Raw genomic sequence first — 23,941 nt, forward strand, 5'->3', positions numbered from 1 at the left:
CATCGTGAGCGACCCCAAGCCCCAGCTGCACCTCGGCGTCTTCTTCACCGGCGTCGGCCCCAACCTGCTGTGGACCCGGCCCGACTTCGCCTCACACACGCACATCGACACGTTCGTCCACGTGGCGCAGACGCTCGAGCGCGGCCTCTTCGACGCGTTCTTCCTCGGCGATGGGCTGCGCGTGCGGGAGAATCGCGGCCACATCCACGACCTCGACGTGGCCGGGCGGCCGGACGCCATCACCCAGCTCGCCGCCCTCGCCGCGGTCACGCAGCACATCGGGCTGGTGGTCACGCAGAACACGACGTACAACTTCCCGGCCGACCTCGCCCGGCGCCTGGCGAGCCTCGACCTCGTCACCGGCGGCCGCGCCGGGTGGAACGTCGTCACCACCGACAACGCGTGGACCGGCGCCAACTTCCGGCACGGCGGCTGGCTGCCGCACGAGCGGCGCTACGAGCGCGCCGAGCGGTTCGTCGAGGCCGCGAAGGCGCTGTGGGCGGCCGCCCCCGGCGAGGTCGTCGAGCGGCGGACCGACCTGATCGACCTGCGCACGGCGGCGACGGTGCCGGCGAGCCCGCAGGGCCGGCCGGTGCTGTTCCAGGCCGGCGACTCCCCCGGCGGGCGCGACCTGGCCGCCCGGCACGCCGACGTCGTGTTCTCCGCGAACACCGAGTACAACAAGGCCGTCGCCTACGCCGAGGACCTGCGCCGCCGGCTGGCGGCCTACGGCCGCTCCCCCGACGCGGTGCGCATCCTGCCCGGGGCGTCGGTCGTGCTCGGCGACACCCAGGCCGAGGCCGAGGAGCGGGCCGCGTGGATCCGCCGCGAGCAGACCACGGGCCCGCGCGCGATCGCCTTCCTGGAGCAGTTCTGGGGCAAGGACCTGTCCGGCTACGACCCGGACGGCCCGCTGCCCGACATCGACCCGACCGACGAGGAGCTGGACCCCTCGCGCGGCACGATCACGATCGAGCTGCGCACCGGCAAGATCGAGCGGATCCAGCAGTGGCGCGCGCTGGCCGCCGAGCGCAACCTGTCGATCCGGGATCTGGTCATCGAGGTCTCGCCCGGGGGGCACAGCACCTTCGTCGGCACGCCGGGGCAGGTCGCCGACGAGTGGGCCCGCTACGTGCGCACGCGCGCCGTCGACGGGTTCAACCTGCTGCCCCAGCTGCTGCCCGGCACCGTGGAGGACGTCGTGGACCGGCTGGTGCCGCAGCTGCAGGAGCGCGGGGTGTACCGCACGCAGTACGAGAGCACCACCCTGCGCGAGCACCTCGACCTGCCGCCGCTCGACGCCCGTGGGTGAGTTCCCGGGCTGAGGGCATGTCCCGGTGATGCCTCGCGCCCGCCCCCGTGTCGATGACCCCGCGGGTCATGCCGGCGGGGCCGGGCGCAAGGCAGCCTGGAGGCACGCCGCGGCGGCGGTTCAGAGCCGTCCGGCCTCGATGATGCGGCTCAGGAACTGCCGGGTCCGCGGCTCCCGCGGCTCGCCGAGGACCTGTTCCGGTGGCCCCTGCTCGATCAGCACCCCGCCGTCGAGGAAGCAGACCCGGTCGGCCACCTGCCGCGCGAAGCCCATCTCGTGCGTCGCCAGCAGCATGGTGACGCCGTCGGACTTGAGGTCGCGGATCAGCGAGAGCACCTCGCCGACGAGCTCCGGGTCGAGTGCCGACGTGACCTCGTCGAGCAGCAGCAGCCGTGGCGCGTTCACCAGCGCCCGCACGATGGCGACCCGCTGCTGCTGGCCGCCGGAGAGCCGGTCCGGGTAGGCACCGGCGAGCTCGGCGAGGCCGATGCGGGCCAGCAGGGCGGTTGCCCGCTCGCGGGCCTCGGCGGCCGGCAGGCCGTGCACCCGCCGCGGTGCGAGGGTCACGTTGTCCAGCACCGACATGTGCGGAAACAGGTTGAACGCCTGGAAGACCATCCCGATGCGGCGGCGGACCCGGTCGGGGTTCACCCGGGGGTCGGTGATGTCCTCACCGTCGAGGCGGATCGTGCCGTCGTCGACCGGCTCCAGCAGGTTGACGCAGCGCAACAGCGTCGACTTGCCCGAGCCGCTGGCGCCGATGAGCGCCACCACCTCGTGCTCGGCCACGTCGAGGGAGACGCCGCGCAGCACGGGGCGGGCGCCGAACACCTTGTGCAGGCCGTCGACGGACAGGACGGTGGTCATTGGCCGTTGTCTCCGGACTGGCGGCGGGCCGCCCTGACGGTGACCCAGTCGGTCACGGCGACGAGGGGGATCGCCAGGAGCACGAACAGGACCCCGGCGAGGATGTACGGCGTGTAGTTGTACGAGACCGACGTCTCGATCTGCGCGGCGCGGATCGCGTCGACCGGGCCGGCCAGCGAGATGAGCCCGACGTCCTTCTGCATCGCGACGAGGTCGTTGAGCAGCGGCGGGGCGACGCGGCGCACCGCCTGCGGCAGCACGACGTGACGCATGGTCTGGCGGTAGGTCAGCCCGAGGGAGCGCGCCGCCGCCAGCTGCGACGGGTGCACCGACTCGATGCCGGCCCGGAACACCTCGGCGATGTAGGCGCCGTACGTCAGTACCAGCGCGGTGCCGCCGAGCACCAGCACCGAGGGCGTCCCGGACAGGCGCAGCCCGGGCACGCCGAACGCGAAGACGTAGATGGTGATGATGAGCGGCAGGCCCCGGAAGGTGTACGTGTATCCGGTCGCGAGCGCGCGCAGCGGGAAGAACACCGCTGGCCGCAGCGTGCGCAGCATCGCGAGGCCGAGCCCGAGCAGCAGGGCTCCGGCGGCGCAGAACAGCAGCAGTTCGAGGTTGAGCAACAGGCCGCGAGCCACCGCCGGCAGCGCCTCGCGCGCGGCGTGCGGGTCGAAGAAGCTCGCCCGGACCCGCCGCCAGCCGGGCGCGCCGGTGACGGCGGCGAGCAGCAGCCCGCCGACCACGGCCGTGGAGACGGCGGCGACCACCACCGACAGGATCGTCTGCCGGCGGCGGTACGCCTCGCGCTCGAGCTGGACGGCGCTCCTGGGCACCGTGGGGGTGGGCATCGGGTCCGGGCGGCGGGTCAGGACAGCGTCGGGGCGCCCTGCGCCGCCGAAAGCCACTGCTGCTCCAGCTTCTTCAGCGTGCCGTCGGAGCGCAGTGCGTCGACGGCCCCGCTCACGCAGCCGGTGAGCGCCGAGCCCTTGTCGAGCACCAGGCCAAACTGTTCCGGCGTGCCGGACACCCCCGGCAGCTGCCCGACGATCGCGGCGTCGGTGATCTCGGCCCCGGTGATGTAGAAGGCCGTCGGCAGGTCGACCACGAGCCCGTCGATCTGCCCGTTCTGCAGTGCCTTCTTCGCGTCGTCGTTGTTGTTGTACACCGAGGGCTGCGCGGTCGGCTTCACGACCTCGGTGATCGACCGGTAGCTCGTGGTGCCGACCTGTGCGCCGAGCTTGGCGCCCTTGAGGTCCGCGAGGGTCTTCGCCCCGGCGATCTTCGAGCTCTTCAGCGCGATGACGGTCTGGGTGACGTCGTAATACGGGGAGGAGAAGTCGACGGCCTTCTTGCGCTCGTCGGTGATGGAGAACTCGTTGATGTCGAAGTCGAACGTCTTCGGCCCGGGCGCGATGGCGTTGTTGAACGTGACGCGGGTCCAGACCACCTGGTCCTTGGCGTAGCCGAGCTTGGCCGCCACGGCGTAGGCGACGGCGGACTCGAAGCCCTGCCCGCTGTCGGGCTTGTTGTCGTTGAACCACGGCGGGTACACGGGCTCGTCGGTGCCGACGGTGAGCCTGCCCGCGGCGACGGTCTTGAGCTGGGCGGGCGTGCAGGTAGCGGCGCTGGGGCTGCCACCGGACGCGGCGGGCGCCGCGGTGTCTTCGTCGGCGGGCGCGCAGCCGGCCGCGGCCATCAGGAGGGAGGCCAGCCCGGCCGTGAGGAGGAGGGTCGCGGGACGCATGGCCGGGATCCTAACCACTATCCCGATCAGATATACCGGGAAGGTGGGCCCCATCACGCGCCCCGGATCGGAAGCAACAGGGTGGTTGGCCACTCGCCGTGTTCTCACCCTACGTATGGCGGTTTGCAGTACTCGTGCTGGGCAGGTGTCCGTCAGCCGCACGGAGGCGCTTCGCATCGCCGAGCCGGCCACCGGACGAGACCCGACCACTGCAAGAGACGTGCCCACCAGGAGCTCAGTGATGGCTGACAGGAGCCGCATGCCGGCGGTGCGGCTCGACACCTCGGTACCAGCCTTGCTCGTCAGGATCGGCCGGTACCCGGTACACGCCGGCACGCTCGGTGTGGTCCGCTCCCTGGGCCGGCTCGGCGTCCCGGTGTACGTGATCACCGAGGACCGCCTCACCCCGATCGCGCTCTCGCGCTACGTCGCCGGCCGCTTCGTGTGGCCGGACAGCGCGTGGCACGAGACCGGGCGGCTGGTTGAGAACCTGTGCGCGATCGGCCGCTCGCTGGGACGGCCCGCCGTCGCGGTGGCCACCGACGACGAAGCCGCGGTACTGCTGGCGGAGCACGCCGACACCCTCGGGGAGTACTTCCTGCTGCCGCGGGTGACGCCGAGCCTGCCGCGGCGACTGGCGAGCAAGCGCGGGCTGTTCGAGCTGTGCGCGGCCAACGACGTCCCGACGCCGCACACCGTCTTTCCCACCAGCCGTGAAGACCTCCTCAGGTTCGCGGACGAGCTCACCTTCCCGGTGGTCGCCAAGAACGTGGCGCCGTGGACGCGACTGCGGTCGCCTGCGGTACCGACGACGACCGTCGTGTCGAGCGGGCGTGAGCTGCTGGACCGGTTCGCGGGCCTCGACGACCTCTCAGGTGTGCTGCTGCAGGAGTACATCCCGCACGAGCAGGCCGAGGACTGGTTCGTGCACGCCTACTGTGACGAGGGGTCGGCGACGGCGCCCAGCTTCGTCGGCCGCAAGGCGTACGCGTGGCCACCGGGGCGCGGGTGCACGGCCGACGCGCGCGCGGAGCGCAACCAAGCGCTGAGCGATCTGACCGAGAGATTCTGCAAGGAGGTCGGTTACCGCGGGGTCAATGACCTCGACTGGAGGTACGACCGGCGCGACGGCCGCTTCAAGCTGGTGGACTTCAACCCCCGCGTCGGCGCGCAGTTCAGGTTCGGCCAGACCGAGGACGGCGTCGACGTGGTGCGCGCCCTGCACCTGGCGATGACCGGCCGCACCGTCCCGGCGGGCGATCAGGACTACTCACGACGGCTGATCGTCGAGAACCTCTACGCGCCGGCCAGAGTGCTGCACAGGCTGGCCCGGCTGCCGGCGGCTCCGCCTTCTTCGGCGCCGCAGGTGCGCAGCCATGGCGCCTGGCTCGAGGCGAGCGGGAGGGATCCGCTGCCGGTGCTCGCGATGGTGCTCCGCTTCGGCGGGCAGGCCGTCGCCGCGGTGCTGCGCGGGGTGTACCGCCGCGTGCGGCGGCTGGCCGGACCGAGTCGCCCCGGCGGTGGCCGGTGACCTCGCTGGAGACCCTACGAGTCTGCGTCGGCATTCCCGCCTACAACGAGGCGGCCAACATCGGCCGCCTCCTGCGCGACCTTCTCGCGCAGGACGAGACCGGCTACGAACTCGTCGAGATCGTCGTCGCCTCCGACGGCTCGTCCGACGACACGGCGGCCATCGTGCGGGGCTTTGCCGACCGCCGCGTCAAGCTTCGCGACTCGCGGGAGCGGCTGGGCAAGACGACCCGCATGAATCAGCTCCTGTCGGGCTTCGACGGTGACATCCTCATCCTCCTCGACGCCGACGTGGCGCTCGGCGCGCCGGACTTCGTCTCGCGCGCCGCCCGAGACTTCCGGCCCGAGTACGGGGTGATGGCGGTCAACGCCGTGCCACTCGCGGGCCGCACCCTTGTGGAGAAGTGCGTGGTCGCGGGCTCGTCGGCGGTCGAGTGCGCCGCCGCGCGCTGGGACGGTGGCTCGAACTACCTGGCGTTCCGGGGTGCGTGCCTGGTCCTGGGGCAGGAGTTCGCCCGCCGGCTCGAGCTGCCGGCGTCCGTCGTCACCAACGACGCCTACGTCTACTTCCACGCCCGTCAGCTCGGCTACGAGCCGAAGTACGACCGCGAGGTCCACGTGCGTTTCCGGGTGCCCGGCACCCTTCGCGACCAGCTGCGCCAGTCGGAGCGCTTCCGGCATTCCAGCGCCGAGCTGGCTCGGGCGCTCGCGGACCGCAGCATCCCCGCGTCCTACCGCGTCCCCCGCGGCATCCTCGTCCGCGCCTTCCTGGCGCAGCTGCGCACACGACCCCTCGCGCTCACCGGATACGTCGTCCTGACCGTCTACCTCCGCGCGCGCATCGCCGGAAAACCCGACGTCACCTGGGACATCGCCACGTCGACCAAGGAACTTGATATCGCGTCATGCACCAGCGAGTAGTGAACACGACCATCTTCTTCGATTACGAAAGCACGTGGGGCATGCCTACCGCGATGCCTTACGACCTGGCCTCCGCCACCGCCGCACTGCTCGGCGTGCTCGGGCGGCACGGCGCCAGAGCGGTGTTCAACACCACCGGCAAGATCGTGGAGGAACAACCGGAACTGATCACGCGCATCGCGGAGGCCGGGCACGAGATCGCCATCCACGGTTACGACCACACCAACCCGGTGCACATGACCGCCGCCGACAACCGGCGCTTCGAGGCCGACCTGGCGGGCGTGGAGGCCAGGATCATCGAGCTCACCGGCTCCCGTCCGGTCGGCTTCCGCTCGCCACACCTGGGCGCGCCGAGGTTCTTCGACACCGCCACGTACGACATCTTCGAGCGGCGCGGCTACGCCTGGGCCTCGAACCGGGAGATCCGCTTCGTCGACGAGGCCACCTCGCCCCACGTCACCGGCCGCGGCGACGCCATCGGCCTGGCCGGCAAGGTCATCAGCCGCCTCGGTCTCGACCGGGTCCGGCTGCTGCGCCGGACCGGACTGGTCCTGCTCAACCTGGACCTCGTCTGGCGCGATCAGACACGGCATCCCGGCAGCCGCGCCGCCAACCTCGCCTGGCTGGTGCGGCCGGCTCCGTTCCGGCGCAGGCGGCTGACCGAGATTCCGGTGCTGTCGCCCCTGGACGTCGACTTCCTGAGCGCTCGCGTCGACCCCGCGCGGCCGTCGCCACAGAGCCAGGTCGACCACATGGTGCGGAGCCTCTGCCGTCTCTTCGACGAGGCCCGGGAGCACTTCAACCTCAACTTCCACGACTGGATCATCGGCACGTCGAACCGCATCGAGGTGCTCGACCGGACTGTCGCCTACATCGCCGCCAGTGGCCGCGCCCGGTGGGTGCTGGCCCGCGAAGGATCGACCCCGCGCCGTGCCTAGTCTCACCCGGCAACGCTCGGCCGCGGCCAGTGGGATCGTTCTCGTGCTGCGGTTCGGGGCCGGTGCCGTCCTCAACTACGGCCTCGGCGTCGTCCTGGCCTGGATGCTGACACCGTCGCAGTTCGGTTCCGTCAGCGTGCTGCAGAACGTGCAATTCCTCTGCTCCGCGCTGCTGTCCGCCGGTTTCCCCTGGGCACTCACGGGCATCATCGCGCAGGCGGACGCCCGGCTCGGCGTCGACGCGGCGTATCGGGCCGCTCTGGTCGGCAATCTCGGCGTCGGCGCCCTGCTCGCCCTCATCTTCGTGGGTGCGCAGATCGCTCGCGGCGTGGTGCCCGGCGCCTCCGTCGCGACGGTCGCGGTGATAGCGGCGACGATCGCGATGACCGCGGTGAGCACGACTCTGCAGGGAGGGTTGCACGGCGAGCGGCGCTTCGACGGCCTGGGCTTCATGCAGACGACGGGCATCGGCGTGAAGGTCGCGTTGACGCTGATGCTCGTGAGCCTGGTGCAGTTGCGGATCGGCGGGGCCGCCATCGGATTCCTGGGTGGTGCGGTCGTGGCGACGGCTGTCGGTGTCTGGGCCCTGCGGGACCAGCTGCCCCGACCCGGCCCGATGGCCTGGCGCGCCACCACATCGCGAGCACTGTCGATGGCCATCGCCACCTCCGCGGTCAGCCTGATCCTGACAACCGATGTCGTGGCCCTGAGCCTCATCGGCCAGCGGCATGGCGTCAGCGCGGGGGACATCGCGGTCTACCAGGCGGCGGCGGTCCTCGCGCGGGCGCCGTACTTCGCGGCCGAGGCCCTCAGCAGTGCCGTGTTTCCGTTCATCGCGAAGGCGGAGACCGCGGCCTCGGTGAGATCCTGGTTTCTCGCCGCCTTCCGATGGGTGCCCCTCGCGCTGGTGCCCTTGCAGTTGATCCTGCTGGTCACCCCGGAAACCGCGTTGGCGTTGTTCTTTCCCGCGTCGTACGAACGCGGCGCCGACCTCCTGCGCATCCTTGCCGTCGGCACCCTGGGCCTGCTGAGCGCCGAGATGCTGCTCAAGACGCTGTACGCGCGTGGCCTGACGGCGTCGTTGGCACGGCGGGTCCCCATCGCGCTGGCGGTCCAGGCCGTCGCCCTCGGCGTCGCCGTGCCCCGGTGGGGAACCGTGGGTGCCGCGGTCGCGTTCGCCGTGGGGAGTTGGACCGGGGCGATCGTGCTCGGCCACCTCTTCGTCAGCCACTACGGCGCGTCCTGGCCGAGCCGGAGGCTCGCCATGCGCTACCCGCTGGCCCTCGTGCCGCTGGTGATAATGCTCGCGGCGGCCGATGTCGTGCCGGAGCTGCCCGCCCTGGCGGTGATCGTGGTCGGCCTCGCCCTCTATGCGGTCACCGCCGTCCGGGCTCGACTCGTGCGGGACGAGGATGTGACCCGCGTCTTGACGTTCCTGCGGCGGTTGCGACCGAAGCGAGGGGCCGCCCAGGCGTGAACGAGCGAGTGCTGAGAATGCGGTGGATCGCCTACGCGTCCATCGCGACCGTGCTGCTGGGCTACGGCCTGTTCGGGCACGCCGCGGGCACCGGTGTCACCACCGTGGATCTCGAGGCGGAGTCGATGCGGGTGACGTCCGGCGCGGCCGGCACCTATCGCGATCCGGCCGCCTCCGGCGGAAGGGCTCTGCAGATGTGGACGGACGCGACCGCGAGCGCGGAACTCACCGCGCCGGCGAGGGCCCGGCTCGTCGTACGCGCTCGCGGCGACCAGTGCTCCGGCGCTCCGGCCATGCGGGTACAGGTGGACGATCAGCTCGTCGAGACGGTCCAGGTGCGCGCGTCCTCCTGGGCCGACTACGTCATCACCGGCGCCTGGGGAGCGGGTACGCACACGCTGACCCTGAGCTTCGCGAACGACCTCGTCACCGACGCGTGCGATCGCAACCTCCACCTCGACCGCGCCGTCTTCGATGCGTCGATCCCGGCCTCGTCGCCGCGGCCACAGCCTCGGGTGCTCTGGGGCCTGGGTCCCGGGATCGCGGACGCCGTCGCGGCCCCGGTCTACCGCGATGCCGGCATGGGGATGGTCACGACGTGGTACAACGGCCCCGACGATCTGGCGTGGATCAGCGGATACGCCCGGCCGTCGACGATCTCCGATCTCTACGGGTCCGGCAAGGCGATCGAGCTGGTGGTGTGGCTCGCGGACCACCCGCAGTACGCGGTCGGTGAGCAGTTTCAGCGCGACATCGAAGTCGTCACCTCTGCGTTGAAGGGCAGCGGTCCGCACTACGGACCGCTCTACGTCGTCCTCTTCACCGAGTGGGAGACCTACTCATCCGAGCCCGGATACCCCGAGCGGCTGAAGGCGGCGTACCTCAAGGCGGCAGCGGCCATCCGCGCCCAATACGCCGGCGCACGCGTCGCACTCGGCTTCGGCGGCTACCTGTGGGACAGTCGGGGCGACCGCGACCTGTCGTTCTGGTCCGACGCGATCGCCGCGAGCGACTTCACCTCGGTCCAGCAGATGCAGGCCTGCGACAACGAGCACGACGGGCAGAGCGCGCTGGTCCCCCAGATCCAGACTTCGGTGCGACAGCTGGGCTCATACGGCAAACCCGTGATGATTTCGCATTTCAAGCTGTGGGGCGGCCCTGAATGCCAGGTGCGCGCGTTCGACAAGTTCACCAAGACGATGTTGAACGATTCCTCGATGGCGGAGTTGACGAGCGACGGACTATTCGCGTGGAATTTCATGCCGGATCACTATCTCAACGACCCGGGCCCGGTCCGCGATTCCTCGACAGCCCTTATCAGCACGTACTCGGCATCGCTTCCGCCGTCGCCACACATTCCGACGGCCGGTGTGCCCGGCTAGCACACATCAACGAATTCGGCGCGGACTCGTCCGATCCCCCGCAGGTGGGTACAGGGGGTGTTAGGGTCGATGACATAGCCACTGCACGGCGCGTCGACCCTGCTCGGATACGGGGTCACGGCAGGAGCCGGCAGCAACGGATTCGTCCAATACTTCGGCTGCCGAAAGCCGAATCCATCAATCAACTTCCGCACAGGTGAGGCTCTGAAATTGCGCCTGCAGCAACGGGGAAGCCAAGAAAATTCCGGACGTTCTTTCAACGACAGCGGCGGCGGATCGCTCATTTCCGACGTCGCACGACCCGCGGTGGACCTCGAGGTGGTCATCCCGGCGTACAACGAGGAGGCCCGCATCGGCGAGACGCTGCGGGACCTGGCGCGCAGCACGGCTCGGCTGCCGTGGAGCGTCGGCGTCGTGGTCGTCGACAACGGCAGCACGGATCGGACCGCGGACGTCGCCGACCACGCCAACAGCGGTCTGCGGGTCCACGTGATCGGCTGCTCCCGCCAGGGAAAGGGGGCCGCCGTCCGGCGCGGAATCCTGACCTCGCGAGCGCGGTGGGTCGGGTTCTGCGACGCCGACTCGTCGACACCGGCCGACCTGATCCCAGGCGTCGTCGAACTCCTGTCCGCCGGTCACCGGATCGTCGTCGGATCCAGGTACTGCAGCGGCGGCCGGCTGCTGGTCCGCCAGCCCCTGATCCGGCGCGTGGGCAGCATCGGATTCCGGTCGCTGAGCCGGGGCATGGTCGGCGACCTGTCCGACACGCAGTGCGGCTTCAAGTTCTTCGAAGCGACGCTCGCCCGGCAACTCTTCATGCAATCGCGTCTGTCAGGCTTCGCGTTCGACCTCGAATTGCTTGCCCTCGCGCACCGGTCGAACATTCCGATCACCGAACTGCCGGTCGACTGGACGGAGCGCGGCGGCTCGACCTTACGTCTTGTCAGGGACGGAGCCCGGGCCTATCTGGAATTGATCAGTCTCCGCATGCTGAGGACCGGCCCCGGCGACCCGCTGGCGCTGCGGCCCGCGATCATCGCCCAGGCCCGGGACCGCGAACGGATGCTGCTCGAAACATAGTTCTCGTTCGCTGACAGAAACTCGTTCATCCGATCCAGGGAGGAGACGCGGTGACGGTTCAGCACGTCGCTGTGCTCAATTGGCGGGACAGGAGTCACCCGCGCGCCGGCGGCGCCGAACTTTACTGCGAGCAGGTCGCCCAACACCTTGTGCGGCAGGGCGTGGCGGTCACATACCTGACGGCCCGTGTATCCGGTCGCCCGGCCCTCGAGGAGCGACAAGGCTTTCGCATCGTCCGTATGGGGGGAACGTTCACGGTCTACGTCGCGGTGCTGGTGTGGCTGTGGCGGCACCGCAAGCACATCGACGGCGTCGTCGATTCCCAGAACGGGATTCCGTTCTTCGCCCCGCTCGCCGTGGGGCGGCGGGTCCCGGTCGTTCTGTTGATCCACCACGTCCACCAGCGGCAGTTCGCGGAGTACTTCGGCTGGCCGATGCGGTGGATCGGCCGCTGGCTGGAGAAGACCGCCACGGGACGGGTATACGGCCACCGGGCGATCGCGACCGTCTCGCCGTCCTCCCGCAACGCGATTCGTCGGGAGCTCGGGCTCAAGGGAAAGGTCTTCATCGTCCCGTGCGGGATGGACCGCCCCGACGTGCCGGATGTCGTATCCCGGGCGACCCGGCCGCGCATCGTCTGCGTCAGTCGCCTCGTGCCGCACAAACGGATGGACCTCGTCCTCGAGGCCGTCGCCAAGGCCAGGACCGCGGTGGGCGACCTGGAACTGCACCTGGTCGGCGACGGCCCCGAGCTCGACGGCATTCGCACGCATGTCACGCGGCTCGGGCTCGAAGCATCCGTCGTGGTCCACGGACGCGTCACCGACGCCGAGCGGACCGCGATCCTGCGCACGGCGTGGATCACCGTCAGCGCGTCCACCGGCGAAGGATGGGGCCTGAGCATCCTGGAGGCGGCCGCGCTCGGCGTGCCGGCGGTGGCACTGCGGGTGGCCGGGGTGCAGGACGCGGTCCTCGACGGCCGGACCGGCGTGCTGATCGACGAGGAGTCCCAGCTCGCCGACGCGATCGTCGGCCTCATCGAGCGCCTCGGCGATACCTCGGAAGCGACGGCATGGGCATCGAGGGCCCGGGCCTGGTCCGCGCAGTTCACCTGGGAGCGGACCGCGCAGCGGATCCGGCTCGTGCTGGAGGCCGAAGCGGACCGGGTCGGGCTGCGCGGGCCCGACCACCGGGCGGCGGGTGACGTCGTGACGGTCGTCGAGCTGAGCGGAGCGGCACTGCCCGACGCCAAGGATCTGCGAATGCGGTGCCGGCATACCGACACCTGGTCGGCACGCGGCGACCGGATCGTCGGACTCATCCACGGCGCCGACGAGGTCGACGCGCTCACCGTGCTGCAACGCGCCGGGGTGCGCCCGAGCGCGCAACTCTGCGTCCGCCTCAGGGTCGGCCGGCCGCACGACCTGCTGGAGTACGCGTGAGCAACGCCACGGTACAAGAAGCGCCGCCGCTCCCTCGTGGATCCTCCGCCGAGCGGCTCGGGACGTCAGCGGCACCGGTGGACCCGCAGCGCCGGGGGAAACCCCGATCGCTGCGGGTTCCGGCGGCGCTGGCCGTCATCGTCGCGGTCGGTGCACTGCTGCGCGTGGTTCCGCTGCGCAGCGTCTGGCTCGACGAGGCGATCAGCATCGAACAGGCACGCCTGCCCTATCTCAGCATGCTGCACGTCCTGCGCTCGGGCGACGTCCATCCGCCGCTGTGGGGAAGCGTTCTCTGGCTGGATGTCCGCCTGTTCGGGGAGGGTCCGCTCGCGGTCCGCATTCCCTCCCTGATCGTCGGCACCCTCTGCATTCCGTTGGTGTACCTGGTCGCCCGTGAGCTCTACGACCAGCGCGCGGGCGTCGCGGCGGCACTGCTCACCGCGGTGTCTCCCATCGCCGTCTGGTACTCCGCGGAAGCGCGGATGTACGCGTTCTACATCTTCTGGTCGCTCCTGGCCGTGCTCGGACAGACACGGGCGCTCAAGCGTGGAGGGTGGCTGGACTGGGGCCTGTTCGCGGTCGCCTCAGCCGGGCTCGTCTACACCCACTACTTCTCGCTGCTGCAGCTGTGCACACAGCACCTGCTGTTCGCCGCCATCGTGATCAGGCGCGGGCTCAAGCGGAACCGGACGGCCGGCAGACTGCTCGTCGGGTGGTTGTCGGCGACCGCGGTGGCGCTCGCACTGCTGCTGCCGCTGGTTCCCTACGCGGCGGATCAGGTCGGGGACTTCGTGGGGTCCAGCGCCGGCGCGTCCGCGAGCAACGCCGCGCCCGGCGGCGACGGTCAGCGCTTCCTCTCCCTGTACGTGATCCTGGCCAACCTCGTCTGGGCGATGTGGGGCTACCACTCCGACGCCGCAATGCAGGGGTTGGTCGCGCTGTGGCCGGTCGGCATGCTCGTCGTCCTGCTCCTGCTCGGCAGGGGACGCTCCCGCTCCACGGTGTTGCTGGTGTCGATCGTCATCGTTCCCCTCGCACTCGCCTACCTGCTCGGCACGAAGCAGCGGACCTTCTTCGAGCTCCGGTACTTCATCTCGGTGCTGCCGCCGCTGCTCATCCTCACCGCCCGCGCGGCGACCGGCTGGCTGCGAACCAAGACCGCGAGGGCGACGGCGGTCGCCGCGATCGCGCTGAGCATGCTCGTCGGCCTCGGGGACCAGCAACTGAACCCGTCCAATCCGAGGCTCTACGACTACAACGGAGCCTTTCGTCTCGTGAACGAGGAAGCCCGCGCCGGTGACGTCATCCTGTTCGCCCCCGGCTACCTCGAGGGGCTGGTGAGCTACTACCACCCCGCCGTCACCGCCGTGCCGATCAGGGGCGGCGTCCCGCTGCCGGCGCAGCACGGTGGCCGCACGTTCCTCATGGCCAGTTATCTCGACAACCCGGACAACGCGAGCCTGGTGGGCCAGGCACTGGCACAACTCGACCATGAAGGGCGGACCGTGCGGCGGCTGGAGCACCGGGAGAACGTCACCATCTGGATTCTGCAATGACCATGACCATGACCAAGGGTGGAGCCGACCAGCGAGCCGACCCGAGAACCGCCGCGCCACGGTGGCAGCCCAGACGCGCCAGCCGGCGTGAGGCGACGGCGTTGCGGCTGCTCGTCATGCTGAGCCTGACGGCATCCGTGTGGTACTTCGGATGGTTGCTGCAGCCCGGCCGGGTGGGCGATCCGATCCTGTACTGGGTGCTGGTCCTGGCCGAGACGTTCAATCTCGTGCAGGCGCTGGGGTTCTGGTGGACCTGCGCGCACAATCGGGGGTCGCCGCGGTCCCCGATGCGCCGCTACCCGAACGTGAACGTGGACGTGCTGATCCCCGTCTACAACGAGCCGGTGGAGATCATCGCGCCCGTCGTGGAGGCCGCGGTCCAGCTCAAGGGGGCACGACCCCGTGTGGCGATCCTCGACGACGGGAACAACCCCGAGGTGCGGGCCCTCGCGAAACGGCACGGGGCAAGGTATCTGCGCCGCGGGTCGAACCGGGGCGCGAAGGCCGGCAACCTCAACGACGCCCTGAAGCGCACACGCTCGCCGCTGGTGGCGGTCCTCGACTGCGACCACGTGCCCGGTCCGCGGTTCCTCGAAGCCACCGTCGGGCATTTCAGGAGACGCGATGTCGCGTTCGTGCAGTCGCCGCAGTACTACGCGAACGCGGCCGACAACGCGGTGGCGCAGGCCGCCTGGTCTCAGCAGGCGCTGTTCTTCGGCAGCATCGCCAACGGCAAGGCCGGGCTCGACTCGATGTTCTGCTGCGGCACCAACATCGTCTTCCGTCGCGTCGCGCTCGAGTCGGCGGGCGGCTTTCCCGAGGAGACGGTCACCGAGGACTTCGAGCTGTCCGTGCGGCTGCACGCGGACGGCTGGAAATCGGTGTACGTGCCCGAGGTGCTGGCCCAGGGACTGGGACCGGAGGACATGTCGTCGTACGTGAGCCAGCAGCTGCGCTGGTCCCGCGGATGCATATCGGCGATCCCGCTCGTGCTGCGCTCGCGGCTGCCGTGGCGACTGCGGCTGCAGTACCTGCTGTCCGCCTCGTACTTCCTGTACGGCTGGACCCTCCTCGTCTACATGCTGATGCCGTTGGCGCGGATCGCGTTCGGGTGGCAGCCGTTGGCGTCCGCGAGCGCGGCGGACTTCCTCGTCCACTTCGCGCCGTACTTTCTGCTCTCCATCGCCAGCGTCGCGGCGGCCGGGTTCGGCACGTACACCTACAACGCCTTCGCTTTGGCGGCGACGAGTTTCTGGATAGGCATCGTCTGCACGGTCCGCGCGCTGCTGCGGCGACCGGCGAGGTTCGTGGTGACGCCCAAGCGCGGAAGCAGCGGGTGGCAACCCGCCGCCGTCGCGCCCTCGCTCGTCGCGATCGGCGTGCTCCTCGCCGTGTCCGGGTGGGGACTGCTGCGAGATCCCACACCGGGAACCCTGAACGCCGTCGGCTTCGCGGTGGTACATTCCGCCATCCTGCTGCGGGGCGCCGCGCCCGCGCTCCGGCTGCTGCGACCGGAGGTCACCCCGGTTGAGACGGCGCCTGAGCCCCCCGGCGTCGCTGACCCGCAGCCGGCGCCCGCCGAGGCCCCGGCATCGCCCGAACCGTTGCCCGAGCCGTCGCCGAGGGCGGAGCGGACCGTCGAGGGGATCGCCAAACCCCGTGTGTCGCCGGACGGGCTGGTCCCGTCGGGTGACACGACGACACCGAGCGAGACGAACGTCAGCGCCTGAGCGCCGGTGGGCGGCTACCGGGCCAGCCGGCCGCCCTCGGTCCCGTCGGGGCCGGATCGCGATTCTCCGGCCGCGCAGGTCGTTGTGCCACAGTTCCTCTCAGGTTCGGGAACGGGGTACAAACCGGACAGCACTCGCCGGTCCGACGGCGACCCGCGGCGCCCCAGCGTCACCCTCCCCCGCCGCATCATCCGACGGACACCGGGGGGACGAGCATCATGGAGGCATGCCGGCACCCCGGACCGTCGGCGCGATCTACCTCGTCACGCTGGCCATCGTGGCGGCGGTGCTGTCGTGGCACCGCGGCGACGGCGCCGACCACGGCCGCCGCTGCGCCGCCGCCGGGGCCGCCGATCTCAACGGGCGGACGGTCACCGCACTGGACCTCGACGGGCGGCCGATGCGCTGCACCAACCTCGAACGGTCCACGGTGGACGGGCCGGTGGGCGCGGCCAATCTCAGCGGGTCCAACCTGCACCGGGCGACGCTGCGTGACGCCGCCATGACCGACGTCGACCTGACCGCCGCCGACCTCACCCTGGCGGTGGCCCGCTCGGCGGAGTTCACCGGCGTGAAGCTGGTCCGTGCCGACCTCGGCGGTGCCGACCTGCGCGAGAGCACCCTGACCGACGTCGGCCTGGAGCACGCCCGGCTGCGCGACGCCAACCTGCACGGGGTCTCGTTCGTGCGGGCCGACCTCAAGGACGCCGACGTGCGCGGCGCCGACCTTACCAACGCCACGCTCACCGACTCCAACCTGCGCGGCGCGCGGCTCGACGACGCCGACCTCTCCGGCACCTCGTGGGTCAACGTCGTGTGCCCGGACGGCGTGAAGTCGACCGACGGCTCGTGCGACGGGCACCTCAGGCCGCACTGAGCACCGCGCTGTCCCTTGTGGATGGTCAAGGGGACGGCGACCGCCGTGCGGACCCGGCCGGGCATGCCGGCTTTACGATGCGCGCCCGGCACGGGTAGCGTCACGGTCCGTGAGGGTTGTGCGACGCGACAACGTCCGGCCGCCGGGTCCGGGGGCCGCCGTCGCCATGGCCTTCGCCCACGGGTTCGCCGGGCACATCCGCGGCAGCTCGCCACTGCCGCTCGGCGCGACCGGCCGCTGCCCCAGCCTCAGCACCCCGGACGAGGCGTTCGACGCGATCAGCGCCCACCTGTGGGAGGGCTGACCGTGCCCGAGCCGCCGCCCGACACGACGGTGTTCGACGCGGCGGCCCTGCGCACCTACGAGCGGGAGCTGCTCGCCGAGCGCAACGCGACGCGGATCCGGCTGCTGCAGGAGATGGTCGTGTGCTGCGCCGCGATCGAGCGCGCTGAGCAGATCCACGACCCGATCATGCGGCTCGGCGGCGCGGCGTTCACGGCGACGGAGACCCGGGTGTGGCTGCTCGATGCGCGGGAGGCGGCGCTGCGCCCGCTCGGCCACCGCGACGCGCACCCGGCGGAGGGCACGCAGGACGCGCTCATCTCGCTCGACGACCCCGGGCCGGAGGCGCGCGCCGCAGCGCGGCTCGACATCGTCCGGGTCGACGGCGACGCCGGCGGCGGCCCGCGGGTCGTCACGCCGCTGCTGGCCGGCCGGCGGGTGCTCGGGGTGATGGCCTTCGCGCTGTCGCCCGGGTTCGCGCTCGACGACGACGAGATCGAGCTGATGCGCACCTTCGGCCGGCAGGCGGGGCAGGCCCTGGACCGGGTCCGACTGCTGGAGGAGACGACCCGGCAGGCCCTGCTGTCCGGGATTCTGGCCCGGCTGAGCCGCGATCTGGACGAAACGGTCGGCTTCACCGACCGCGCGCGCCGGCTGGTCGAGCTGCTCGTCCCGGACATCGCCGAGTACGCCCAGATCGACCTCGACCTCGCCGGGGAGCCCGGCTGGCGGGCCACCGCGCCCAGTGACGGACCGCACCCCGGCGGCTGGACGATCCCGCACGACGTGCTGGCCGCCGTCCACGCGGCGGGGCGCGGCAGCGGGACGGTGGCCGCGGCAGCGCTGCTGGCCGCCGACGGCCGCCACGCCACGGTGCTGCCGCTGCGGGCCCGCGACGCCGTGCTCGGCACACTGCTGCTCGTCGCCGCCGACACGGCCGCCGCCGACCGCGCCGGCCCCGAGTTCCTCGCCGACCTCGCCGACCGGGCCGGGCTGTCGCTGGACAACGCCCGGCTCGGCGAGCGCGACCGCGAGGTCGCGCACACCCTCCAGCGCAGCCTCCTCGCCGGCGAGTGGCCGGCGGATCCGCGGTACCACGTGGTGACCGCCTACCGACCGGCCGTGCACTCGCTGGAGGTCGGCGGCGACTGGTACGACGTCTTCGCGACCTCGGCGGAGAGCGTCGGCATCGTCGTCGGCGACGTGGTGGGCCGGGGCCTGCGCGCGGCCAGCGCGATGGGCCAACTGCGCAGCGCCGTGCGGGCGCTGGCCACCGCGCACGACGGACCGGCCGAGCTGCTCCGGCACATGGACGACTTCGTCGCCTCGTTCGCGGCCGGGCGCATGACCACGCTCGCCTACGCCGTGCTGTCCCTGGACACCGGTGTGCTCCGCTACGCCTGCGCCGGCCACCCGCCGCCGCTGCTGGTCGAGCCGGGCGGGGTGCCGAGCTACCTGTGGGAGGCGCGCTCCGGCCCGCTCGGCGCCACCGCGGCCGGACGGGCGCGCAGCGAGGCGTCGGTGCGGGTGCCGCACGGGTCCCGCCTGATGCTGTACACCGACGGGCTCGTCGAGCGCCGCGGCGAGCGGTTCCGCGACGGCCTCGACCGGCTGGCGGCGCTCGCGGCCGAGCACCGGCGGACCCCGCTGCCGGCCCTGGCCGAGCGGCTCAGCGACGCGATGCTGCCCAGCGGCGGCGGCCACGACGACATGTGCCTGCTCGCGCTGGACTACACCGACGCCGCGCCGTTTCGCGCCGACGTCCCGGCGCGGATGTCGGCGCTGGCCGGGCTGCGCGCCGCGCTGGACGCATGGCTGGACGGGCGGGGCGTCGGCGAATACGACCGGTTCGGCGTCGTGCTGGTAACCGCCGAGGCGGTGGCCAACGCCATCGAGCACGGCTACGAGTTCGATGAGGGCCGGGTGGTGGGCGTGCTGGCGCAGGTCGACGGCGAGAGCGTCGCGGTGCGGGTCAGCGACAGCGGGAAGTGGCGGCCACCGCGCGCGGCGCTGCAGCGCGGGCGGGGCCTGGCGCTGATCGGGCGCTTCGTGGACGAGCTCGTGATCGACCGCGGTACGGGCACCACGGTCCTGATGCGCCGGCGCACCGGCGTCGGGAGGCGTTGAAATGAACGAGAAGCGTCAGGTCCGGGTGTCCACCGCGAACGGCTGCGAGGTGGTGCGCCTCCTTGGCGAGATCGACCACGCCAGCGCGCCGCTGGTCGAGCGCGACGTCCTCGTCAGCGTGCGCGCGTCCACCGGCGTCGTCATCGACCTCACCGAGACGACGTTCCTGGACAGCGCGGGCCTGCTGTGCCTGGACCGGATGGTGACCGCGTTCAGCGACCGCGGCGCGCCGGTGCGGGTCGCCGCGCCGGCCGCCGGCATGGTGCGATTCACGCTGGAGCTCATCGGCTTCCTGCCGGACCTGCTCACCGAGGACGTCGAGACCGCGCTGGCGGAGATGGCGTAGGCATCCCGGGCCTCGCCGCAGCGGGGCAGGGCCGGGTGGCTCCGCGGCGGCGACCGGCCCCGGCAGCGGCGCGTCCGGGGAGTCGTTGGAGAGGTCGGTGTAGAAGCGCACGAACGCCCGTCGCCGTCCATTCGCCTGGCGGCTGTAGGCGGCGCTACGCCGGGTGGAGGGCGTCCACTGGGCCGAGGTGCGCACAGCCGGCCGGGTGCCCTCGTCCGGCCTGAAACGTGCCCCGGCCGGACGCCGCCGCCCGGCAGGGCACCCTACGACGGGCCGGAGAACCGCGCCCGGCGCAAAGCGTTCGCCCCTCCGAACACCCCCGGCCGATCGGGTGCCCGTGGTTGACCGGGTCGAGCCGGGGTAGGCCGACGATTTGCGCCGGGCGGAAAACCCGGCCCGTGCCAGGTGCGGAGGTGTCACGATGGCCGAGGCCAAGACGAAGCCGGGAGCCGGCGCTGGCTCGCGGTCCCGCGGCGGCGGAACCGCCCGCGCGACGGCCGGCGGGCGCGCGACCACGACCCGCACCGCCAAGCCCGAGACCGGCCGCGGCGGCGAGCGGCGAGCCGCGGCCCCGGCCGGCCGCGCGGCCAGCCCGGAAGAGGAACGGCACGACGGCCACGGCGGGGTCCGCTGGGGGGAGCTGCCGCTCGCGCACATACGGGTGCCGGTCGTCCACCTGCCCATGCCGTCGGCGCGCCCGCTCATCGCGGAGGCGCGCTGGGTGCTCAAGGCGGTCGCGTCGACGCTGCCACCGCCCTCGCGGATGCTGTACTACGGCGGTGTCGGCGCCCTCGCGGCGCTGGGCGTCATCGAGTGGCCGGTCGCCGGCGCCCTCGCCGTGGGCCTGTGGATCGCCGGGCGCCGGCACACCAGCGGATCTCCGGCCGCGAGCGCCGCGTGAGCGCCGGAAACGTGCGCCGCGCGACCGCCGGGCGCCGACACGACACGACCACCGGGGGCGAGCGCAGCGCGACCACCGGTCATGGACGCGACGCGACCGCCGGCCGCGAGCGCCGCCTGACCGTCGCCGCCGCCAGATGACCGGGGCGATTCCGGACGACCGCGCGGACCGGTCGGGGTTGTGCAGACCTCGGGGCTGAGCGGGCTGTTCGGCAGCCGCCCGCTCGGACCCGTGGCGTGGGGCATCGCGCTGGGTGTGACCGTCCTCGGCACGGCGCTGGCCGCGCTACCGCTGCCCGAGACGGTGGTCCGCCGCATCGCCGCGGCGACGGCCGACGGGCTATAACATCTCGAGCGGGCGGAGCCCGCTCGGCGGCGGGAACGCGTGGTCGAGCTCGGCGAAGTCCTCCAGCGTCAGCCGCAGGCCGAGCGCGGCCCGGTTCTCCCTGGTGTGCCGCAGGTCGGCGGCCTTCGGCAGGGCGCAGACGCCGTCCAGGCGCAGCACCCACGCCAGGGCCACCTGCGCCGGCGTGGCGGCGTGGCGGCGGGCGATCACCTCCACGACCGGATGGCGCAGCACCGCGCCGTCGTGGTCGAACGGGGAGTACGCGATGATCGGAATGCCGTAGCGCTCGCATCCGGAACCCCTCCACGGTCGCCTCCGCCGGCACCGGGCTCGGCCAGTGCAGCAGGTACAGGTCGATGTGGTCGGTGCCCAGCCGCCGCAGGCTGTCCTCGCACGCCCGCGGCATCCCGGCCTGGTCGGCGTGGTTCGGCAGCACTTTCGTCACGAGGAAGACCTCCTCGCGGCGGCCGTGGATCGCGTCGCCGACCAGTTGCTCGGCGCCGCCGTCGGCGTACATCTCGGCCGTGTCGATCAGCGTCATCTCCAGGTCGAGGCCCTCCCGCAGCGCCGCGATCTCCAGTTCGCGGTGCTGCGGGTCCTCCCCCATGCCCAGGTGCCCTGCCCGAGCACCGGGATCCGCTCGCCGGACGGCAGCTCGACCGTCCGCATCGTCATGGTCGTCACGGGCATGCGACTACCACCGGCGCCGGTCGGTAAACGGCGCCGGCCAGGGCGACGATGCGCAGCTACTTCGCGGCCGGGGCGCCCGCTCCGACGTATTCGGCGAGGTGCTGGCCGGTGAGGGTCCGGCGGGTCGCGACCAGGTCCGCGGGCGTTCCTTCAAACACGATCGTCCCGCCGTCGTGGCCGGCGCCCGGGCCGATGTCGATGATCCAGTCGGCGGACGCCATGACCGCCAGGTGGTGCTCGATCACGATCACCGACTTGCCGGCGTCGACCAGCCGGTCGAGCAGCGCGAGCAGTTGCTCGACGTCGGCCAGGTGCAGGCCGGTGGTCGGCTCGTCGAGCACGTAGATACCGCCCTTCTCCGCCATGTGGATGGCCAGCTTCAGCCGTTGCCGCTCGCCGCCGGACAGGGTGGTGAGCGGCTGGCCGAGGCTCAGGTAGCCCAGACCGACGTCGGCCAGCCGGGCCAGGATGGCGTGCGCGGCCGCGTTCTTCGCCTGCCCCGCGCCGAAGAACTCCTTGGCCTCGGTGACCGGCATGGCGAGCACCTCGCTGATGTCCCGGCCGCCGAGCTTGTACTCGAGCACTGCGGCCTGGAACCGCTTGCCCTCGCACTCCTCGCACACCGTCGCGACCCCGGCCATCATCGCCAGGTCGGTGTAGATGACGCCGTTGCCGTTGCAGTTGGGGCACGCGCCGGCCGAGTTGGCGCTGAACAGTGCCGGCTTGACGCCGTTGGCCTTCGCGAAGGCCGTCCGGATCGGGTCGAGCAGGCCCGTATAGGTGGCGGGGTTGCTGCGCCGGGAACCCCGGATGGCGCCCTGGTCCACCGAGACGACGCCCGCGCCCTTCGGGATCGAGCCGTGGATGAGCGAGCTCTTGCCCGACCCGGCGACGCCGGTGACGACGCACAGCACCCCGAGCGGGACGTCGACGCTCACGTCGCGAAGGTTGTGCCGCGTCGCGCCGCGGATCGCGAGCGCGCCCGCGGGCGTCCGGGTCTGCGGCTTGAGCCGGGCTCGGTAGTCGAGGTGGCGACCGGTCAGGGTGCCGCTCCCGCGCAGTCCGTCGACGGTGCCCTCGAAGCACACCGTTCCGCCCGTGCCGCCCGCGCCCGGTCCGAGGTCGACCACGTGGTCGGCGATCGCGATCGTCTCCGGCTTGTGCTCGACCACCAGCACGGTGTTGCCCTTGTCGCGCAGCCGCAGCAGCAGGCCGTTCATCCGCTGAATGTCGTGCGGGTGCAGCCCCACCGTGGGCTCGTCGAAGATGTAGGACACGTCGGTCAGGCTCGATCCGAGGTGCCGGATCATCTTGGTGCGCTGCGCCTCGCCGCCGGACAGCGTGCCGGACGGCCGGTCGAGGCTGAGGTAACCGAGTCCGATCTCGACGAACGAGTCGAGGGTCCGCTGAAGCGTCGCCAGCAGCGGCGAGACCGAGCGGTCGTCGATGCCGCGCACCCAGGCGGCGAGGTCGCTGATCTGCATCGCGCAGGCATCCGCGATGTTGATGCCGTTGATGCGCGAGGCGAGCGCGGCCTGGTTGAGTCGGGTGCCGCCACACTGCGGGCACGCGGCGAACGTGACGGCGCGCTCGACAAAGGCCCGGATGTGCGGCTGGAGCGCCTCCTTGTCCTTCTGCAGAAACGCCTTCTGCACGCGGGGGACGAGCCCCTCGTAGGTCATGTTGATCTTTTCGATCTTGACCTTGACCGGCTCCTTGTAGAGGAAGTCGTGCAGCTCCCGCTCGTCGTAGTCGCGGATCCGCTTGTCCGGGTCGACGAACCCGGACGCGGCGAAGATCCGGACCTGCCACCCGTCGACGTTGTAGCCGGGGATCGTGATGGCGCCCTCCGCGAGCGACCGGTCACGATCGAACAGCTCGTCGAGGTCGATGTCGGTCACGGTGCCCATGCCCTCGCAGCGGGGGCACGCGCCGGCCGGCACGTTGAAGCTGTAGTGGAACGCCGGCCCCGCGCTCGGCTCGCCCAACCGGCTGAACACGATCCGCAACATCGCGCTGGCGTCGGTGGCGGTGCCCACGGTGGACCGGGAGTTGGCACCCATCCGCTCCTGGTCGACGATGATCGCCGTGGTCAGCCCCTCGAGCAGATCGACGTCGGGACGGGCCAGGCTCGGCATGAAGCCCTGCACGAACGCGCTGTAGGTCTCGTTGATGAGCCGCTGCGACTCGGCGGCGATCGTGCCGAACACGAGAGAGCTCTTACCGGACCCCGACACCCCGGTGAACACGGTCAACCGGCGCTTCGGGATCTCGACGCTCACGTTCTTCAGGTTGTTCTCACGGGCACCATGGACCTGGATCAGATCGTGACTGTCGGCGACATGCATCGAGCCACCCTAACCGGGCAGCGACCCGCGCGGATGCCCGACA

At 71.6% G+C, this 23,941-nt stretch carries 22 protein-coding genes and 1 pseudogene; 17 read left to right on the top strand and 6 right to left on the bottom strand.

Translation table 11 applies throughout. The features are described 5' to 3' along the window. Positions 1 to 4 precede the first annotated feature (4 nt). Positions 5 to 1,312, top strand: a complete 1,308-nt coding sequence (locus AB0367_RS05595; protein ID WP_366224972.1) for an LLM class flavin-dependent oxidoreductase — start codon at positions 5 to 7, stop codon at positions 1,310 to 1,312. 120 nt (positions 1,313 to 1,432) lie between these two features. Here AB0367_RS05595 and AB0367_RS05600 read toward each other — a convergent pair whose 3' ends face one another. The 3 genes from AB0367_RS05600 to AB0367_RS05610 are packed head-to-tail and all read right to left on the bottom strand — an operon-like array spanning position 1,433 to position 3,926. After that, on the bottom strand, positions 1,433 to 2,179 hold the full coding sequence (locus AB0367_RS05600) for an amino acid ABC transporter ATP-binding protein (protein WP_366224973.1): 747 nt from the start codon (positions 2,177 to 2,179) through the stop codon (positions 1,433 to 1,435). Next, positions 2,176 to 3,030 carry an ABC transporter permease subunit gene (locus tag AB0367_RS05605; RefSeq protein WP_366225123.1) on the bottom strand — a complete coding sequence of 285 codons (855 nt, stop codon included), beginning with the start codon at positions 3,028 to 3,030 and terminating at the stop codon, positions 2,176 to 2,178. The genes AB0367_RS05600 and AB0367_RS05605 overlap by 4 nt, the downstream gene beginning before the upstream one ends. Before the next feature lie 17 nt (positions 3,031 to 3,047). Further along, entirely contained in the window at positions 3,048 to 3,926 is an 879-nt protein-coding gene (locus AB0367_RS05610; protein WP_366224974.1) for an ABC transporter substrate-binding protein, read from the bottom strand. 241 nt (positions 3,927 to 4,167) lie between these two features. Here AB0367_RS05610 and AB0367_RS05615 point away from each other — a divergent pair, with 241 nt between their 5' ends. From AB0367_RS05615 to AB0367_RS05690, 16 genes are all read left to right on the top strand, one after another. Next, positions 4,168 to 5,457: a hypothetical protein gene (locus tag AB0367_RS05615; protein WP_366224975.1), complete on the top strand. Its 1,290-nt coding sequence runs from the start codon at positions 4,168 to 4,170 to the stop codon at positions 5,455 to 5,457. Beyond that, entirely contained in the window at positions 5,454 to 6,377 is a 924-nt protein-coding gene (locus AB0367_RS05620) for a glycosyltransferase (protein WP_366224976.1), read from the top strand. The genes AB0367_RS05615 and AB0367_RS05620 overlap by 4 nt, the downstream gene beginning before the upstream one ends. A 41-nt stretch (positions 6,378 to 6,418) precedes the next feature. After that, complete coding sequence (locus AB0367_RS05625; protein WP_366224977.1) at positions 6,419 to 7,315, top strand: polysaccharide deacetylase family protein; 897 nt, start codon at positions 6,419 to 6,421, stop codon at positions 7,313 to 7,315. Then, the gene (locus AB0367_RS05630) at positions 7,260 to 8,792 is read left to right on the top strand and encodes an oligosaccharide flippase family protein (RefSeq protein ID WP_366224978.1); all 1,533 of its coding nucleotides are present in this window, start codon (positions 7,260 to 7,262) and stop codon (positions 8,790 to 8,792) included. The genes AB0367_RS05625 and AB0367_RS05630 overlap by 56 nt, the downstream gene beginning before the upstream one ends. Continuing rightward, complete coding sequence (locus AB0367_RS05635; protein ID WP_366224979.1) at positions 8,789 to 10,174, top strand: carbohydrate-binding domain-containing protein; 1,386 nt, start codon at positions 8,789 to 8,791, stop codon at positions 10,172 to 10,174. Before AB0367_RS05630 ends, AB0367_RS05635 begins: the two co-directional genes overlap by 4 nt. 306 nt (positions 10,175 to 10,480) lie before the next feature. Beyond that, positions 10,481 to 11,254, top strand: coding sequence for a glycosyltransferase (locus AB0367_RS05640; RefSeq protein ID WP_366224980.1), 774 nt, complete (start codon positions 10,481 to 10,483; stop codon positions 11,252 to 11,254). 71 nt (positions 11,255 to 11,325) lie between these two features. Continuing rightward, positions 11,326 to 12,696, top strand: a complete 1,371-nt coding sequence (locus AB0367_RS05645; protein WP_366225124.1) for a glycosyltransferase family 4 protein — start codon at positions 11,326 to 11,328, stop codon at positions 12,694 to 12,696. After that, positions 12,693 to 14,252, top strand: coding sequence for a glycosyltransferase family 39 protein (locus tag AB0367_RS05650; RefSeq protein ID WP_366224981.1), 1,560 nt, complete (start codon positions 12,693 to 12,695; stop codon positions 14,250 to 14,252). Before AB0367_RS05645 ends, AB0367_RS05650 begins: the two co-directional genes overlap by 4 nt. Next, on the top strand, positions 14,249 to 15,982 hold the full coding sequence (locus AB0367_RS05655; protein WP_366224982.1) for a glycosyltransferase family 2 protein: 1,734 nt from the start codon (positions 14,249 to 14,251) through the stop codon (positions 15,980 to 15,982). Before AB0367_RS05650 ends, AB0367_RS05655 begins: the two co-directional genes overlap by 4 nt. A 226-nt stretch (positions 15,983 to 16,208) precedes the next feature. Then, on the top strand, positions 16,209 to 16,859 hold the full coding sequence (locus AB0367_RS05660) for a pentapeptide repeat-containing protein (protein ID WP_366224983.1): 651 nt from the start codon (positions 16,209 to 16,211) through the stop codon (positions 16,857 to 16,859). A gap of 109 nt (positions 16,860 to 16,968) precedes the next feature. After that, entirely contained in the window at positions 16,969 to 17,163 is a 195-nt protein-coding gene (locus AB0367_RS05665; protein WP_366224984.1) for a hypothetical protein, read from the top strand. Positions 17,164 to 17,165: 2 nt separating this feature from the next. Then, positions 17,166 to 19,268 (top strand): SpoIIE family protein phosphatase, encoded by a 2,103-nt coding sequence (locus AB0367_RS05670; protein WP_366224985.1) that lies wholly within the window; start codon positions 17,166 to 17,168, stop codon positions 19,266 to 19,268. A 1-nt stretch (position 19,269) separates the two neighbouring features. Then, positions 19,270 to 19,614 carry an STAS domain-containing protein gene (locus tag AB0367_RS05675; RefSeq protein WP_366224986.1) on the top strand — a complete coding sequence of 115 codons (345 nt, stop codon included), beginning with the start codon at positions 19,270 to 19,272 and terminating at the stop codon, positions 19,612 to 19,614. A gap of 421 nt (positions 19,615 to 20,035) precedes the next feature. After that, positions 20,036 to 20,515, top strand: coding sequence for a hypothetical protein (locus AB0367_RS05680; protein WP_366224987.1), 480 nt, complete (start codon positions 20,036 to 20,038; stop codon positions 20,513 to 20,515). Next, positions 20,512 to 20,655, top strand: coding sequence for a hypothetical protein (locus AB0367_RS05685; RefSeq protein WP_366225128.1), 144 nt, complete (start codon positions 20,512 to 20,514; stop codon positions 20,653 to 20,655). Before AB0367_RS05680 ends, AB0367_RS05685 begins: the two co-directional genes overlap by 4 nt. Positions 20,656 to 20,695: 40 nt before the next feature. Continuing rightward, entirely contained in the window at positions 20,696 to 20,860 is a 165-nt protein-coding gene (locus AB0367_RS05690) for a hypothetical protein (protein ID WP_366225129.1), read from the top strand. Here the strand turns inward: AB0367_RS05690 and AB0367_RS05695 are convergent. From AB0367_RS05695 to AB0367_RS05705, 3 genes and pseudogenes are all read right to left on the bottom strand, one after another. Beyond that, on the bottom strand, positions 20,855 to 21,136 hold the full coding sequence (locus tag AB0367_RS05695) for an aldo/keto reductase (RefSeq protein WP_366225125.1): 282 nt from the start codon (positions 21,134 to 21,136) through the stop codon (positions 20,855 to 20,857). The genes AB0367_RS05690 and AB0367_RS05695 overlap by 6 nt on opposite strands. Positions 21,137 to 21,245: 109 nt before the next feature. After that, positions 21,246 to 21,467: pseudogene (locus tag AB0367_RS05700) on the bottom strand (aldo/keto reductase); the annotation flags it as partial. Between the two features lie 139 nt (positions 21,468 to 21,606). Continuing rightward, positions 21,607 to 23,898 (bottom strand): excinuclease ABC subunit UvrA, encoded by a 2,292-nt coding sequence (locus AB0367_RS05705; RefSeq protein WP_366224988.1) that lies wholly within the window; start codon positions 23,896 to 23,898, stop codon positions 21,607 to 21,609. Between the last annotated feature and the right edge of the window lie 43 nt (positions 23,899 to 23,941).

It is taken from the genome of Dactylosporangium sp. NPDC051484, assembly GCF_040689395.1.
Taxonomy (GTDB): Bacteria; Actinomycetota; Actinomycetes; order Mycobacteriales; family Micromonosporaceae; genus Dactylosporangium.